The following is a 14,830-nucleotide window of genomic DNA, read 5'->3' on the forward strand; positions in this document are numbered from 1 at the left end:
CGTCCGGCTCGCTCCTCGGCAGCAGGCGCAGGAGGGTGAAGGTGTTGGCCATGGTGAGGCAGACCGGGCGCGGCGGCACGGCGGATCATGATGCCGCCCGGCCCCTGTCCCGTGAAGATCGCGGACAGGCAGCGGCTCCGGCCGGAGAGCAGCACTCAAGGCGGCCACCTGCACGGACGCTTTATCGGCATCCGCAACGTCGGCTCCCCGTTGATCCTGACGAACACCTCGTCCAAGTGCCCCGTGTCCCCGGGCCGAGGCCGCGGCGGCGCAGCGAGCCGGCGTAGGCCTGCCCGAACCTCAGGCACCACCGCCGGACGCTCCCGTAAGACACGATCACGCCGCGGGCGAGCATCGGCTCCCCCGCCTCGCGGAAGCTGAGCGGGAGGCGGACGTACCGCCACACACAGTGAGCGATGCTCTCCACCGGGTACCGGTGCCCCCTGGTGCGACGGCGGCGCGGACGACACCAGCGAACCCCTCCCCGGCACGATCAACCAGGAGATCGTCCCACCCGGTCGGCCGACATGACAGTGGCGCCCGAACGGCCGAGGGCCGTTGCAGCACCGAGCGGCGTGCGGTTGCGGCCTGCCGTTCTCCGGCAAGCGTTTGCCGGACCTGCCGGCCGGCGCCAGGCTGGGAGCATGGTGCGCGCGTCGGCCTCGCACATGCTGACCGGGTGGGCTGTCGAGAGTCCTGGTCCGATCGCGGACGGCCCACTGATGTCCGTGCGGCGTACCGTGCCCTCGCCGGGGCCTGGTGAGCTGTTGCTGAGGGTCGAGGCGTGCGGCGTCTGCCGCACGGACCTGCACCTTGCCGAAGGCGACCTGCGCCCGCACCGGGCCTCGACCGTTCCCGGTCATGAGATCGTCGGCCGCGTGGCCGCCGTCGGCGAGTCCGTCACGGGGTTCCGGGTCGGCGACCGAGCCGGTGGGGCGTGGCTGCGCAGCACCTGCGGCCGATGCCGCTACTGCCGGGCCGGTCGCGAGAACCTCTGCCCGGCCTCCCTCTACACCGGCTGGGACGCGGACGGCGGTTTCGCCGATGTCACCCTCGTCCCGGCGGACTACGCCTACGCGCTCCCGGACGACCAGGACGCCGTGCTGCTGGCACCGCTGCTGTGTGCCGGGATCATCGGCTACCGGGCTCTGCGCCGCAGCGCCCTGCCACCCAACGGCCGGCTCGGGATCTACGGCTTCGGGGCCTCGGCCCATCTGGCGGCGCAGGTCGCCCTGGCCGAAGGGGCGACCGTGCACGTGCTGACCCGTTCGGCACGGGCCCGTGAACTCGCCCTCGACCTGGGCGCCTCCTCCGTGGGCGGCGCCTACGACCGCCCGCCCGAACCGCTGGATTCGGCGATCCTGTTCGCACCGGTAGGGGATCTGGTGCCCGTGGCCCTGGAGGCACTGGACCGTTCGGGAACACTCGCCGTGGCGGGCATCCATCTCACCGACATCCCCGTGCTCGATTACCGCCGTCACCTCTTCGAAGAGCGGAATCTGCGCAGCGTCACCTCCAACACCCGGCAGGACGGCCGCGACTTCCTGGACACGGCCGCGCGGATCGGTGTGCGGGTCACCGTCAGCCCGTATCCGTTGAGCCGTGCCGACCAGGCTCTGAGGGACCTGGCCGCCGACCGGGTCAGCGGCGCCGCCGTGCTCGTGCCCGGATGACCCTCCGCGACGCACTCCTCGGACGTGCCCCGAGAGGTCGCGGTAGCACTCGCAGCGGCACTGTCATGTCGGCCGGCCGGGTGGGACGATCTTCTGGTTGGTCACAGCGGGAGGGGCGTCCGTGGACAGTACGCCGTCGTCTACGGTCCGTGGGGGCGGGCGTACGACCTGTTCCGCCTCTGGCAGCGGGACGGCACCTGGCAGCGAATCTTCACCGCGCTGCAGGCTCAGGCCGACGCCAAGGGTCTGATCACCTGGGACATCAACGTGGACTCCACGGTTTGCCGGGCCCACCAACACGCCGCCGGTGCGAGGAAAAGGGGGATCTCCAAAAGGAGCCGCCTGGCGGCGTCACCGCCGAACCCGCCGACCACGGGCTCGGCCGCTCGCGTGCGGGCTGACCACCAAGCTGCACCTTGCGGTGGAGCAGGGCCAAAAGCCCATGTCCCTCGTGATCACCGCCGGGCAACGGGGCGACTCGCCGCAGTTCGAGGCCGTCCTCGGCCTCATCCGCGTGCCCCGCCTCACGACAGGCCCGCCCCGCACCAGGCCCCGGCGAGTCCGTGCCGATAAGGCGTACTCATCTCGGAAGAACCGGGCCTACCTGCGTAAACGCGGGATCTGCTGCACCATCCCGAACAAGGTCGACCAGCTCGCCAACCGTAAGAAGATCGGCTCTCGGGGCAGCCGACCGCCGCAGTTCGACAAAACCGACCACCGCGAGCGCCACGCGGTCGAGTGCGGCATCAATCGGCTCAAGAGGCACCGCGCAGTGGCCACGAGATACGACAAGCTCGCCGTCCGGTACGAGGCAACCGTTCTCGTCGCGGCGATCGACGAGTGGCTGTGACCAAGCGACTCAGGACGGGAAGCACGCTCCGCAGGTCATCGTCGTCCACCGTGGCGGTCGCGGCCGCCCGCGTCCACACCCGGCTGTCTGTCTCCCTGAAGGCCGGGGCAGCCCCGGCCAGGACGAACGCCCGGTCCGTAAGACCGTCCTGGACGCTGCGCCGTCGCCGACACCGGCGCCTTGAAGCGCGTGGGTGAGTGCGATCTCAAAGTAGGCGCACCCCCCGCAAGCGTCACAGGAACACGGACCGCAGGAGGCGCCGACCGCATCGTGGCACGGCGTCGGACACGATGCCGCGCACGTCCTGTCCGGCTCAGCCGCTCACGCTGACCGCAGCGTCAACGGCCACCCTGTCCCCCTTCTCGTCGCAGCGGGGCACGGGCTCGATGTAGTACGCGCCGAACGATCTCGCACGCGCGTCCCGTCTCCCCTACCGTGGATTCATGAAGGCGCCGCTGGACGTGCTGGTAGTGGGAGCGGGGCCGACCGGTCTCGCCCTCGCCGCGCAGCTGCGCGCGTACGGGGCCCGGTTCAGGATCGTCGATCGTTGTCTCGACCGGGTACGGGAGTCGCGGGCGCTTGCCGTCCAGCCCCGCACCCTGGAGGCGCTGGCGGGCTTCGGGGTGACGGACGAGCTGGTGGCCCGGGGCAACCCGGCGATGCGGCTGCGGCTCCACCTGCCCCGCCGTGTGGTGGCGCTGCGCTTGTTCGACATCGGACTGACCGACACGGCGTATCCGTTCCTGCTGTTCCTCTCGCAGGCCGAGACGGAGCGCGTCCTCTCCGAGTATCTGGCCGCGCGGGACGTGACGATCGAGCGCGGCACCGAACTGGTCCGGCTGGAGGCGACGGACTCGTTCGTCGCCTGCCGACTGCGCCACGGTGACGGCTCGCAGGAGGCTGTGGAGGCGCGCTACGTCGTGGGCTGCGACGGCGCCCACAGCACCGTGCGCGGCCGGACCGGCATCGGATTCGAAGGATACGCCTACCCGCAGACGTTCCTGCTCGCCGACCTGGAGGTCGACGGGCTGGAGCCGGACTCCGTGCATTCGTACATGAGCGGGGCGGGGATGGTGTTCTTCTTCCCGCTCGGCTCGCCGGCCGGCTGGCGCATGCTCGCGATGCGCCCGCCCGACGCCCCGGAGGCCGAGGTGGACCTGTCGTTGTTGCAGGAGATCACCGACCGCTACACCGGCCGGCGGCTGACGCTGCGGGATCCCGTCTGGATGACCGACTTCCGCCTCCACAACCGCGGCGCCGACCGCTACCGCTTGGGCCCCTGCTTCCTGGCGGGCGATGCGGCCCACATCCACAGCCCGGCCGGCGGGCAGGGCATGAACACCGGCATCCAGGACGCGCTCAACCTCGGCTGGAAGCTCGCCCTCGTCTGCCGGGGCCTGGCGCCCGAGGAACTGCTGGCGACGTATGAGGCCGAGCGGGCACCCGTCGGCCACAGCGTGCTGCGCTTCACCGACCGCGCCTTCACCGTCGCCACCAGCGGCAACCCCGTCCTCCGCATCGGCCGCACCCACGTCGCCCCACGTCTGGCGCCGCTGGCGCTGCGCGCGGCCGGGATCCGCGGGCGGCTCTTCCGGACCGTCTCCGAACTGGGCATCCACTACCGGCGCAGCCCCGCCTCCACGGCCGGCTCACGACCGCCCAGGGGCGGGCCGAGAGCCGGGGACCGGCTGCCCGACCTGCCCCGTGGGCTGCAGGCACGCACGGCGGCACCGGGCTGGCACCTGCTGCTGTCCGGGCCGCCACCCCTCTGGCCGGACGAACGGCTCTCCTCGGCCCTGGAAGGACGGATCGGCCTGGTCTCCGTCCACCGGCTCGGCGGACAGAGCCCGTGGCCGGGCGTCGCGCAGGGACTCGTCCGCCCCGACGGCTACCTGGGCTATGTCGCACGGGGCGCCGACCTGGACGGCCTGCGAACCTACCTGGACCGCTGGCTGCCGGTCGGCCGCCGTTGATTCCACCCGCCGCAATGCGGCCGGTGGCCTCTCCGACCGTGGCTCCTGCACCTGAGTACCGGTTGCATGTCCGGGGGCGTCGCCACGTTGTGGAGTCTGTTTGTGGAGTCTGTGCGTGTCCGATGGCGCGTCGGGGCGTGGTGGTGCCGGGTTTCGGGCCGGTGCTCATGCCTCGGCGGGCCGGCCGGCGGCACCGGTGATCTGACCCTGGCGGGCGAAGCGGACGGTCGTCTCGGCGCGGTGGTGGAAAGCGGTCAGCAGGTGGCGACGGGGCCGAAAGCACGGTGAGATGCCGTGAACGCAGCCAGGAACCACTGCGGGCCGGGGCCGCCGGCCCGCAGCGCGTCGGCGTAGGTCTGCCCGAACGTGGCGCACCAGCGGCGGGTGGTCTCGTGGAAGACGGTCACGCCGCGCTCGAGCATCAGCTCCTCGGCCTCGCGGAAGTCGAGCGGGAAGCGGTGGTACAGCCACACGCAGTGCGCGATGATCTCCACCGGGTACCGGTGCCCCTGGTACGACGGCGGCGCGGACGGCACGAGCGATTTTCTCCCCGGCACGATCAACTCCGGGATCGTCCCAGGTCGGTCAGCCAACGTGACAACGCCCCCGGACCAACTCCGTACGAGTGACAGAGGGATGCGGCCACCGCCCGCGCGGTCACCGGCGTCGCGTCGCGGAGGAGAAGGGAGGGGACAACTCGGCTCGTTCGGCCTGGTCCCCGAACGCCGTGGTGCTGTCGTCTCGGGCGGTGCGTCGACGGGCATTCCGTGAGGGCGAATGCTAGGGCACAGGGGGTTGGTTCCTGCCAGATTCCCGGTGTTCCCGTAACTCCTGGCGGCGTGTGGGTAGCGTCTGCGGTCATCACTCGGCCGGAGTGTGAGGCCGGCCGAGGTCGTCCAGAAACGAGGGAGCAGGTACTGATGCTGACTGTGGAGACGTCCCTGAAAGAGGCGATGACCTCGATCGAGGGGAGTGTGGCGGCCGCGCTGGTCGACTACACGAGCGGCATGGCGCTGGGAACGCTGGGCGGGAGCAAGGACCTCGATCTGACGGTGGCCGCGGCGGGGAACACCGACGTGATCCGGGCGAAAGTCCGCACGATGGAGATGCTGGGCCTCAAGGACGACATCGAGGATGTGCTGATCACCCTCGGCAGCCAGTACCACCTCCTCCGGCTGCTCAGGGGCCGCGGAGGCAACGGTCTGTTCCTGTACCTCATCCTGGACAAGGGCCGGGCGAACCTGGCCATGGCCCGCCACCAGCTCAGGCGCATCGAGGCGGAACTGGAGCTGTAGCCGTCCCTTGTTTCCCGGCTCCGCATGCCCACGAGTTGAAAAAGTCTTCAACTCAGCACATCTGAATGTGATCAAGCCAGGGCAGGCCGGGCCGGGAAACGGGAGGATGGCTGGAGCTGGGCACCGAAGATCCAGCAGGTCCAGCTACCGGTCCTGGAATGGCCGAACCGTGGGTGGGGAGAGTTGTCGCATGCAGGTGCCGCTGTACCAGGCCAAGGCGGAGTTCTTCCGTATGCTCGGGCATCCCGTCCGGATCCGTGTACTGGAGCTGCTCCAACACGGTCCCGTACCCGTACGCGAACTCCTGAGCGTGATCGAGATCGAACCGTCGAACCTCTCCCAGCAACTCGCGGTACTGAGACGGTCCGGCATCGTGATCTCCATCCGTGACGGCTCCACCGTCAGCTACGCCCTCGCCGGCGGCGACGTGGCGGAACTCCTGCGCGCCGCACGGCGTATCCTCACCGAACTCCTGGCCGGACAGAATGAACTCCTCGCCGAACTCCGGCACACCGAAAGCTCGGCGCAGACGGGGCCTTCGGCTTTCCCCCCTCCGGGGAGATGACTTCTGAGGTTCCCCTCCTGCTGTGGAGACCGTGACCGGAGCGACAGTTGGGGGCATGGCATCCAGGAAGCGCATCTGCGACGCCGAGTTCCGCGAGGGAGCGGACAGATCGTCGCGGAGACCGGGAAGCCGACTCCGGAGGTGGCCGAGGACCTGGGCATCCACCCGGGGACGTTGCACAGTTGGGTGTCGCGGGCCCGGCGCAACGGCTCGTCGTCCTCGGACCGGCCGGTGGCCGATCCATCGCCCGGCAGTCGTCTGCGGGAGAGCGAGCGCGCTGAGCTGGAGCGGCTGCGGGCGGAGGCCGGGGACCGGGTTCGGGTACGGCGGGTGTTCAAGGAACTGCTCTCCTTCAGGCGCTTGTGGGGGGGTGCCCCTATGAGTTTCGTCAACGCGTGGGGGCACCCCCCCCGCAAGCGGACTTCCCCGTAGCCGGTCGGGCTCGAAAAGTCATCGCTGCTGGTCGAGCGGCGTAGCGGTACTCGTTGAGGGTGCCGCCGAGGACGCGAGTGCGCGGGAGCCTGCGGCTGCCCGGATCGTGCACCGTGACGGATCGATCCTGGGCGTCGGGAGGCAGTTGATTCCGGGACCGATGGGGCCGAGGCGTGTTGCAGTGCCGTTGGAAGTCAGCGAGAACGTGTCGGGCGTGGGCCTCGTTCATGACCAGGACGTGATCCAGCGCTTCGCGCCGGATGGTGCCGATCACCCGCTCGCACCGTGCGTTCACCCGGGGAGCCCGCGGTGCGCTGAGTAGTACCTCCCTGTCTTCGGCCTGGAAGACGGCGTCGAAGGCAGGCCCGTACTTGCCGTCGCGATGGCGCATGAGGAACCGCAAAGACTCGATGCGGACGCCTAGTCAGCTCGCATGGTCGACCGTGCAAATGGCTCCTCATGACAGCTCGGCCTGCGGCGCTGGGCGATGTGGGGCATGGCGACGAGAAAAGCGACGTCCGCGCAGACGAAAGTGGTTTGCCGACACGGATGTCGCGTGGGTAGCGTCGCTGTCTGTGACCCCGACTCTGCGCACCGAGCGGCTACTTCTGGAGCCGTACGTCCCCGAGGACGAAGAGGGCTTCGTCGCTCTGTTCCAGGACACCAGGGTGTCGCAGTGGATGGGTGACGGCCCTGCTTCCGAAGCAACAGACCGGGCCCTGTTCGGGTGGATCTTCACGAAGGTCTATGCCCAGGGCTGTTCGATGTCTGGGCTGTTCGTCGCAACGGACTCCTGGTCGGGCACGCCGAGATCAAGCCGACCGACGTCGTCGGAGGCCACGAGATCATCTACGCTTTGGCGCCGACGGCATGGGGGTCCGGCCTAGGGACTGAGCTGGCTGAGGCTATCGTCGCCCATGGCTTCGATACTCTCGGATTGACCAGGGTGTATGCCACCGTGGCCGCATCGAACGAGGCCTCACTGACTCTGCTGGGCAGAATCGGTTTCGGGCATGTCCGGGACATCAAGGAGAATGACGGCAGCACCACCCGCGTGTTGGCCCGCGGTCTGGCTGCGACCGGCAAGTCGCCCCTCGCCCGATAGGGGCGAGCAGAACACTGCCTCAGAACCTCCCACGGGTGGTCGGGCAGCGCGGTTCGGGTACCGGGTCCAGGTCCGGATGGGTGAGTCAGGAGCGAAGATGGTCTCCGGCTCGGCACGGGCATTACGCCGGCGGACGTAGGCCGCGATGGCAGCGTTCTGGTCGTCGTGGCTGCGATGGTCGGTGCCGTTGAGCGCGAAGCAGCGCAGGGCCGCGAACTCCGATTCGATCCAGTCCAGCCAGGAGCCGTAGGTCAGGAGGAAGATCAGATCAACGTCATTGTCGGCGACCCAGGCGCGGATCTTAGAGCTTGGCCGACAATGCTTCGTGGAGCCGGGGCCACACTCCGGCCTCGATCCACTCGGCCAGGCGCCGCCAGCACGTCATGCCCGAGCCGAAGCCGAGCTCCTGCGGCAGGTGTTCCCAGGCGATCCCGTTGTGCAGCACGAACAGGACGCCTTGGCACACCGACCGGTCCGGATGCCGCTTCCGTCCTGGATGCCGGGCCCGACGCTCCGCCTCGGGCAGCAGCGGCTCGATCACCGCCCACGGCTCGTCCTCGACTTCCCGCGGCTTCGGTCGAGCCACCCCGCACCCCCGACCAACGCTCCCGGAGTGATCCGACCACCTCGAAGATCATTTCGTCAGGAGTTCTCAGTTTGGCGTTCGACGTCGCAGGTCGAGTGACCTGCGACGTCGAACACCAAGCTCAGGCGCGGGTGCGGCAGCGAGTGCTCGGCACCTTGTGCGGGGCAGCATGATGTACAGGCCGATCCGTTGCGGGGGCCTGTGGGAACGGTCGATACGGGCATGGCTGGGGCCGTAGGATCAAGTGATCTCATGGGGGGTGGTCATGCTCAGGCGGCGTACGGGCCCACCGACGCTCGAGGAGGTGGCCGCGCTCGCCGGTGTGGGGCGGAGCACCGTCTCCCGCGTCATCAACAACGCGGCAGGCGTGAAGGACACGACGCGACGTGCCGTGCAGCGCGCCATCGCGGAACTGGGGTACGTCCCCAACCTGGCGGCCCGTACGCTGGCGGGCCGGCGGGCCGACGCGGTCGCGCTGGTCATGACGGAGCCGGACTGGCGGCAGTTCGGTGAACCCTTCTTCTCGGAGATCGTGCGGTCCGTCGGTGACGCGCTGGCCGAGACCGAGGTGCAGTTGCTGCTCACCCTGGTGCGCACGGACGCCGAGCGGCAGCGTCTCGTGGAGTACGCGCGCGGCGGCCGGGTCGACGGCGTCATGCTGATGTCCGTGCACGCCGAGGACGCGCTGCCCGACATGCTGGCCGAAGTGGGCGTGCCCACCGTCCTGCTGGGGCGGCGCTCCGGGGACGAGAGTGTGACCTACGTCGACGCCGACAACGTCGGCGGGGCCCGCAGCGCCGTGGCGCATCTGCTGGACACCGGCCGCCGCGCGGTCGCGACCATCACCGGACCGTCCGGCATGTACGTGGCCCAGTGCCGGCTGCGCGGCTACCGGGAGGCGCTGGAGCGGGCGGGCGCCGAGGGCAGGGCGTCCTGGACCGTCGAGGGCGACTTCTCCGCGGACAGCGGGCACCGCGCGATGGCCGAACTCATCGAGCGCGCCCCGGAGATCGACGGGGTGTTCGCCGCGTCGGACACCATGGCCGCGGGCGCGCTGGGCGCCCTGCGCGCGGCGGGGCGGCGGGTGCCGGACGACGTCGCGGTGATCGGTTTCGACGACTTTCCGCTCGCACAGCACACCGATCCGAAGCTGACGACGGTGCGTCAGCCGCTGGAGGAGATCGGGCGCACGATGGTGCGGCTGCTCCTGGAGGAGATGGAGGAGTCGGCGGTGGCCTGGCGGCACGTCATCCTCCGCACGGAGTTGGTGCTGCGCGGATCCGCCTGACGACCCACCGCCCCGCCCCGCCGGGCACGCCCCCGGCGCACGTCGAATGTTTCGGGAGCGCTCCCGGCGTTCGGAGGTCGCGTGGATCACCTCTCTGACCAGCGCCTTCGAAACGCATTCGACGGGTTGCCGCGCACAGGGTTGTCAGGGACATGGACGCCTTCTACAGTCCCCTTCCGGAACGTCATTGGGAGCGCTCCCATCGATGGGGAGGCGGGAGCGCTCCCGCCTGTAACCCCGCACACCCTCCCGGAGAGGTCCCCCACATGCCACGGTTACGGCACCACCCCCGCGCGCTGCGCACCGCGTCGGCCGCGCTCCTCACCGCTCTCGCCGCGCTCGCGGCGCTGCTGACCGCGACCGCGCCGGCCCAGGCCGACACCACGGTCTGCGAACAGTACGGATCAACCGTCGTCCAGGGGCGCTACGTCGTCCAGAACAACCGCTGGGGCACCAGCGCCACCCAGTGCGTCACCGCCACGGACACCGGCTTCCGGGTCGCCCAGGCCGACGGCTCGGTGCCGACCAACGGCGCGCCGAAGTCCTACCCGTCGGTCTTCAACGGCTGCCACTACACCAACTGCTCGCCGGGCACCGCCCTCCCCGCGCGCATCAGCGGCATCGCGAACGCCCCCACCAGCATCTCGTACGGCTATGTCGACAACGCCGTGTACAACGCCTCGTACGACATCTGGCTGGACCCGACGCCCCGGACCGACGGGGTGAACCGGACCGAGATCATGATTTGGTTCAACAAGGTGGGGCAGATCCAGCCGATCGGCTCGCAGGTAGGCACGGCCACCGTGGCCGGGCGCACCTGGCAGGTGTGGTCCGGCGGCAACGGCACCAACGACGTGCTGTCGTTCGTCGCGCCGTCGGCGATCAGCAGCTGGAGCTTCGACGTGATGGACTTCGTCCGGGAGACCGTCGCGCGCGGACTGGCGGGCAAGGACTGGTACCTGACGAGTATTCAGGCCGGTTTCGAGCCCTGGCAGAATGGCGCGGGACTCGCCGTGCACTCGTTCTCGTCCACCGTCAACACGGGCGGCGGCTCGAATCCGGGGGACCCCGGCTCTCCGGCCGCCTGCACGGTGTCGTACGCCACGAACGTCTGGCCGGGCGGCTTCACCGCGAACGTCACCGTCACCAACAACGGCCCGGCCGCCGTCGAGGGCTGGCAGCTCGCCTTCACCCTGCCCTCCGGGCAGAGCATCGTCCACGCCTGGAACGCGTCCGTCACCCCCTCCTCGGGCGCGGTCACGGCGACCGCACCGGTGGGCAGCACGCGGATCGCCGCCGGGGGGAGCCAGAGCTTCGGCTTCCAGGGCAGCTACAGCGGCGCCTTCGCACGGCCCGACGCCTTCCGGCTGAACGGCACCACCTGCCGGACCGCGTGAGACGCACGGCGGGCCGCGCCCCGCCGTGCCCCCCTCGCTCCGGGGCCCGCTCTTCCCTCCCTGCGCCGACGGGGCGGGCCCCGGCCAGACCGCACCGCGAACGGCCGCGCCGAGGACCGGTGCCGACGCACCGGCCGCCCGGCCGGTCCCGCTTCCGCCGCGGGACGGTCCCTCCAAGCCCCCCGCCCGTCCGGTTGGCACCCTCCCCGGCCGGGCGGGGGTTCCACCCCTCCACCGCTCATGAAGAACTCAGCATCGGGACAGGAGACTCCATGGCTCTGAGAAGCAGACTGGTCTCTCTGGCAGCGGTACTGGCGACCCTCCTCGGAGGGCTCGGTCTCAGTTTCCTCTGGCAGAAGGACGCGCAGGCGCACGGCGTGGCGATGATGCCCGGTTCGCGCACCTACCTCTGTCAGCTGGACGCCACCACCGGCACCGGCGCACTCGACCCGACCAACCCCGCCTGCCGGGCCGCGCTGAACCGGAGCGGCGCGTCGGCCCTGTACAACTGGTTCGCCGTCCTGGACTCCCGGGCTGCCGGGCGCGGCCCGGGCTATGTGCCGGACGGCACGCTGTGCAGTGCCGGCGACCGGTCGCCGTACGATTTCTCCGCCTACAACGCGGCCCGCTCCGACTGGCCCCGCACGCATCTGACGTCCGGAGCGACGATCAAGGCGCAGTACAGCAACTGGGCTGCGCACCCGGGTGACTTCCGGGTCTACATCACCAAGCCCGGCTGGTCGCCCACGTCCCAGCTGGGCTGGAACGACCTGGAGCTGATCCAGACCGTCACCGACCCGCCCCAGCAGGGCTCCCCTGGTACCAACGGGGGCCACTACTACTGGAACCTGAAGCTGCCCTCCGGCCGCTCCGGTGACGCGCTGATCTTCATGCAATGGGTGCGTTCGGACAGCCAGGAGAACTTCTTCTCCTGCTCCGACGTCGTCTTCGACGGGGGCAACGGCGAGGTGACCGGCATCCGGGGCTCGGGCAGCACGCCGCCCCCGGACCCGGACCCGACCGACCCGCCCCACACGGGTGAGTGCATGGCCGTCTACAACGTGGTGAACTCCTGGAACGGCGGTTTCCAGGGCTCCGTCGAGGTGATGAACCACGGGACCTCGCCGCTCAACGGCTGGGCCGTGCAGTGGAAGCCCGGTCCCGGGACCACGATCGGCAGTGCCTGGAACGGCTCCCTCACCACCGGATCCGACGGCACGGTGACGGTACGGAACGTCGCTCACAACCGGGTGATCAATCCCGACGGAAGTGTGACGTTCGGCTTCACGGCCACGTCGTCGGGCAACAACTTCCCGGTGGGCACGATCGGTTGTGTGAATCCGTAGCGACCGCCCCGGCCAGGTGCGCCGCTTCGCCCCGCCTCCACCGCGGGGCGGAGCGGCGCGCCGTTGCTCCCGTGCTCAGGCGGAGTCCGTCCGGGCCGGCTCCCGGACCGGTGCGGGGCAGGGCGCGCGGCCTCGCGGTCGGCTCGGTGCAGGGGCGTCAGTACCACGAGGCCGACGACCGCGACGAGGACGAAGGAGCCGCCGAGCACGGCCGCGCCGGTCACCGACCGGCCCTCAGTCCGTGCGCGGTCACGACGGCGCCGGGGGCCGGTGCCCCGATGCCCTGGGCGGCGTATCCGACGAGGCAGCGCCGGACACCATGCCCGCCCGGTGCGGGGCGGGGGCGGATCGGCCGAGCACCGTGAGCCCGCCGGCGAAGTCGAAGGCGTAGTTTCGGGCCGGTGCTCAGGCCTCGGCGGGCCGGCCGACAGCACCGGTGACCTGGTCCCGGATGGCGAAGCGGGTGGTCATCCCGGCTCGGTGATCCGAGGCGGTCATCAGGTGGCGGCATGGCCGGAAGTGGGGCGAGATCCCGCTGAACGCGGACAGGAACCGCTGCGCCCCGCCGACACTGCGGAAGCCCTTCATCGCGCGTTCGCACTGCCGGGTGGGCCGGTGGCTGTTCTCCGCCCGGTTGTTGAGGTACTTCGCCTGCCGGTGCTCGACGGAGGAGATGGCCTCGCGGTGGGTGGCGCCGTAGGAGCGGAGCTTGTCGGTGACCACCACCCGAGGCACCGCGCGCGTCTTCTTCGTCAGGTGGCGGAAGAAGCGCCGGGCGGCGGGCTTGTCCCGGCGGCCCTGCACGAGGACGTCCAGGACGCTGCCGTCGGCGTCGACGGCTCGCCACAGGTACTTCCGCTCTCCGTTGATCTTGATGAAGACCTCGTCCGGACACCACTTGTCCCCGGGCCGGGGCCGGCGGCGCAGTCCGTTCGCGTGGGCCTGCCCGAACGGGGCACGCCAGCGGCGGACCGTCTCGTAGGAGACGATGACGCAGCGCTGCAGCATCCGCTCCTCCACCTCACGGAATGACAGCGGGAAGCGGAAGGACAGCCACACGCAGGGGGAGATGACCTCCGCCGGGTACCGATGCCCCCGGTACGACGGCGACGCGTCCCCCACGGACACCTCCTCCAGCGTGATCAACCGAAGAACATCCCACCCGGTCGGCCAACGTGACAGTGCCCTTCTGGGCGGTGCCGGCCGATGCCGGGCTGGGGGGCGCCCTCGGCGGCATCCGGATGTCCCGGACGAACTCCCTCATGGAACGGTGGATCCAGACCTGACGGCGAGAGCTGCTGGACCACACCTTGGTCCGGAACCGGCGTCACCTGCTCCACGCCCTATGCGAGGTTGCCGACGGCCGGGGAAGGCCAGGGCGGCGCGATACGCCCCGGCGGGCTGACGGTGCCGAGGATTCTCCACGGCCGTTGAGTGCCGGAGTCGTGCGACGAGACGGTGGGGAGTCGGCTGCCGTGCGGCTGCCGCGCGATCGGGTGTGTTCACACCGGGAGCGCAGGGAGCCCCGTCGGGGCAGGGTGACCAAACGGGTCCCCTGCCCCGACGGAGCTCGGTCGGCCGGGCGGCGGGTTACCGGAGCCCGGCAGAGGCCGGTGCCGTGTGCGGCGCTCTCCGGCTCAGCCGAAGTTCACGTCGCTGCACCACATGTAGGCCTGGTCGAGGTGCGATGCCTGCCAGATCACGAACAGGACGTGGTGTCCGGTGTAGCCGGAGGTGTTGACGTTGAACGTGATGTCCTGCGCCGGGGCGAAGCGGCCGGTCTGCGTGATGAAGTCGAGGTTGCCCCAGCCCAGGTTCTGGGTCTTGGGGTTGAAGCTCTGCTTGCTCACGTAGACCCTGAAGTAGTCGGCACCGTGGGACGCCTGGTCGTGCAGCTGGACCGTGAAGTTGTTGCTGACGTTGGTCGTCTTCCACTGTCCGGGCTTGTTCAGGCTGGCGTTCCTCGAGAGGTTGTTGCTGCAGAGCGTCCCGTCGGGGGTCCGCGCCTGGAACTGGCCACCGAGGCCGTCGCGGAGTGCGCTCATCCAGTTCCACATGGTGTCGGGGTTGGCCTGGAATGCCTGATAGCACATGGGGTCTTCGGTCTGCATGGCCGGGCTCGTGTGGTTGCTGCCCCACGTCTTCCAGCACTGGTACGCGCGGGAGGCGGGGTTGACGATGGTGCCGTGAGCCTGGGCAGGGGCCGACCAGGCCAGTGCGCCGACAACCACGGCGAACACCATGGCGAGCGCCTGGAGAGGCCGACGGAGGGACGACCGCGAACGCCCGGTTAACGGACTCTTTTTGCGCATGTGGGGGG

General features: G+C 70.2%; 11 protein-coding genes and 5 pseudogenes. 10 read left to right on the forward strand and 6 right to left on the reverse strand.

Translation table 11 applies throughout. The annotated features are described in order from the left end of the window. Positions 1-203: 203 nt before the first annotated feature. Positions 204-427: pseudogene (locus ACWEQO_RS24930) on the reverse strand (IS6 family transposase); the annotation flags it as partial. Between the two features lie 217 nt (positions 428-644). On the opposite strand from ACWEQO_RS24930, the gene ACWEQO_RS24935 reads away from it, so the two are divergent. The 3 genes and pseudogenes from ACWEQO_RS24935 (at position 645) to ACWEQO_RS24945 (ending at position 4,496) form a co-directional block, all read left to right on the forward strand. After that, positions 645-1,673 carry a zinc-binding alcohol dehydrogenase family protein gene (locus ACWEQO_RS24935; protein WP_361458984.1) on the forward strand — a complete coding sequence of 343 codons (1,029 nt, stop codon included), beginning with the start codon at positions 645-647 and terminating at the stop codon, positions 1,671-1,673. Continuing rightward, positions 1,670-2,523: pseudogene (locus tag ACWEQO_RS24940) on the forward strand (IS5 family transposase). Before ACWEQO_RS24935 ends, ACWEQO_RS24940 begins: the two are co-directional and overlap by 4 nt. Before the next feature lie 443 nt (positions 2,524-2,966). Beyond that, a complete protein-coding gene (locus ACWEQO_RS24945) occupies positions 2,967-4,496 on the forward strand; it encodes an FAD-dependent monooxygenase (RefSeq protein WP_452985291.1) in 1,530 nt (509 codons plus the stop codon). A gap of 305 nt (positions 4,497-4,801) precedes the next feature. Here the strand turns inward: ACWEQO_RS24945 and ACWEQO_RS24950 are convergent. Further along, positions 4,802-5,032: pseudogene (locus ACWEQO_RS24950) on the reverse strand (IS6 family transposase); the annotation flags it as partial. A gap of 384 nt (positions 5,033-5,416) precedes the next feature. Here ACWEQO_RS24950 and ACWEQO_RS24955 point away from each other — a divergent pair. From ACWEQO_RS24955 to ACWEQO_RS24965, 3 genes are all read left to right on the forward strand, one after another. After that, a complete protein-coding gene (locus tag ACWEQO_RS24955) occupies positions 5,417-5,791 on the forward strand; it encodes a hypothetical protein (RefSeq protein WP_361458978.1) in 375 nt (124 codons plus the stop codon). 190 nt (positions 5,792-5,981) lie between these two features. Then, entirely contained in the window at positions 5,982-6,356 is a 375-nt protein-coding gene (locus ACWEQO_RS24960; RefSeq protein ID WP_361458976.1) for an ArsR/SmtB family transcription factor, read from the forward strand. Between the two features lie 141 nt (positions 6,357-6,497). After that, on the forward strand, positions 6,498-6,788 hold the full coding sequence (locus ACWEQO_RS24965) for a hypothetical protein (RefSeq protein ID WP_452985292.1): 291 nt from the start codon (positions 6,498-6,500) through the stop codon (positions 6,786-6,788). Here ACWEQO_RS24965 and ACWEQO_RS24970 read toward each other — a convergent pair. Next, positions 6,745-7,179 carry an integrase core domain-containing protein gene (locus tag ACWEQO_RS24970; protein WP_452985293.1) on the reverse strand — a complete coding sequence of 145 codons (435 nt, stop codon included), beginning with the start codon at positions 7,177-7,179 and terminating at the stop codon, positions 6,745-6,747. The two genes, ACWEQO_RS24965 and ACWEQO_RS24970, sit on opposite strands and share 44 nt — an antisense overlap. Before the next feature lie 184 nt (positions 7,180-7,363). Between ACWEQO_RS24970 and ACWEQO_RS24975 the strand changes: the two are divergent. Next, positions 7,364-7,893: pseudogene (locus ACWEQO_RS24975) on the forward strand (GNAT family N-acetyltransferase). A gap of 304 nt (positions 7,894-8,197) precedes the next feature. Here ACWEQO_RS24975 and ACWEQO_RS24980 read toward each other — a convergent pair. Next, positions 8,198-8,479: pseudogene (locus tag ACWEQO_RS24980) on the reverse strand (transposase); the annotation flags it as partial. Between the two features lie 265 nt (positions 8,480-8,744). Between ACWEQO_RS24980 and ACWEQO_RS24985 the strand changes: the two are divergent. The 3 genes from ACWEQO_RS24985 to ACWEQO_RS24995 all read left to right on the forward strand — a co-directional run bounded on the left by ACWEQO_RS24985 (position 8,745) and on the right by ACWEQO_RS24995 (position 12,510). Further along, positions 8,745-9,767 (forward strand): LacI family DNA-binding transcriptional regulator, encoded by a 1,023-nt coding sequence (locus tag ACWEQO_RS24985; RefSeq protein ID WP_452985294.1) that lies wholly within the window; start codon positions 8,745-8,747, stop codon positions 9,765-9,767. A 266-nt stretch (positions 9,768-10,033) separates the two neighbouring features. Then, entirely contained in the window at positions 10,034-11,164 is a 1,131-nt protein-coding gene (locus ACWEQO_RS24990) for a GH12 family glycosyl hydrolase domain-containing protein (protein ID WP_361458968.1), read from the forward strand. 272 nt (positions 11,165-11,436) lie between these two features. Continuing rightward, positions 11,437-12,510 carry a lytic polysaccharide monooxygenase auxiliary activity family 9 protein gene (locus tag ACWEQO_RS24995; protein ID WP_361458966.1) on the forward strand — a complete coding sequence of 358 codons (1,074 nt, stop codon included), beginning with the start codon at positions 11,437-11,439 and terminating at the stop codon, positions 12,508-12,510. Positions 12,511-12,915: 405 nt separating this feature from the next. Here the strand turns inward: ACWEQO_RS24995 and ACWEQO_RS25000 are convergent, their stop codons facing one another. Both ACWEQO_RS25000 and ACWEQO_RS25005 read right to left on the reverse strand, forming a co-directional pair. Then, a complete protein-coding gene (locus ACWEQO_RS25000) occupies positions 12,916-13,632 on the reverse strand; it encodes an IS6 family transposase (RefSeq protein WP_452985295.1) in 717 nt (238 codons plus the stop codon). Positions 13,633-14,147: 515 nt separating this feature from the next. Next, positions 14,148-14,753 carry a lytic polysaccharide monooxygenase auxiliary activity family 9 protein gene (locus ACWEQO_RS25005; protein WP_361458962.1) on the reverse strand — a complete coding sequence of 202 codons (606 nt, stop codon included), beginning with the start codon at positions 14,751-14,753 and terminating at the stop codon, positions 14,148-14,150. Between the last annotated feature and the right edge of the window lie 77 nt (positions 14,754-14,830).

This window comes from Streptomyces sp. NPDC004051 (genome assembly GCF_053604275.1).

What these genes read in the sequence shown, in the direction of transcription:
- ACWEQO_RS24960 (WP_361458976.1), top strand. Translation starts at nt 5,982, where the DNA reads ATGCAGGTGCCGCTGTACCAGGCCAAGGCGGAGTTCTTCCGTATGCTC.
- ACWEQO_RS24970 (WP_452985293.1), bottom strand. Translation starts at nt 7,179, where the DNA reads ATGCGCCATCGCGACGGCAAGTACGGGCCTGCCTTCGACGCCGTCTTC.
- ACWEQO_RS24990 (WP_361458968.1), top strand. Translation starts at nt 10,034, where the DNA reads ATGCCACGGTTACGGCACCACCCCCGCGCGCTGCGCACCGCGTCGGCC.
- ACWEQO_RS24985 (WP_452985294.1), top strand. Translation starts at nt 8,745, where the DNA reads ATGCTCAGGCGGCGTACGGGCCCACCGACGCTCGAGGAGGTGGCCGCG.
- ACWEQO_RS24945 (WP_452985291.1), top strand. Translation starts at nt 2,967, where the DNA reads ATGAAGGCGCCGCTGGACGTGCTGGTAGTGGGAGCGGGGCCGACCGGT.
- ACWEQO_RS24955 (WP_361458978.1), top strand. Translation starts at nt 5,417, where the DNA reads ATGCTGACTGTGGAGACGTCCCTGAAAGAGGCGATGACCTCGATCGAG.
- ACWEQO_RS24995 (WP_361458966.1), top strand. Translation starts at nt 11,437, where the DNA reads ATGGCTCTGAGAAGCAGACTGGTCTCTCTGGCAGCGGTACTGGCGACC.
- ACWEQO_RS24935 (WP_361458984.1), top strand. Translation starts at nt 645, where the DNA reads ATGGTGCGCGCGTCGGCCTCGCACATGCTGACCGGGTGGGCTGTCGAG.
- ACWEQO_RS25005 (WP_361458962.1), bottom strand. Translation starts at nt 14,753, where the DNA reads ATGGTGTTCGCCGTGGTTGTCGGCGCACTGGCCTGGTCGGCCCCTGCC.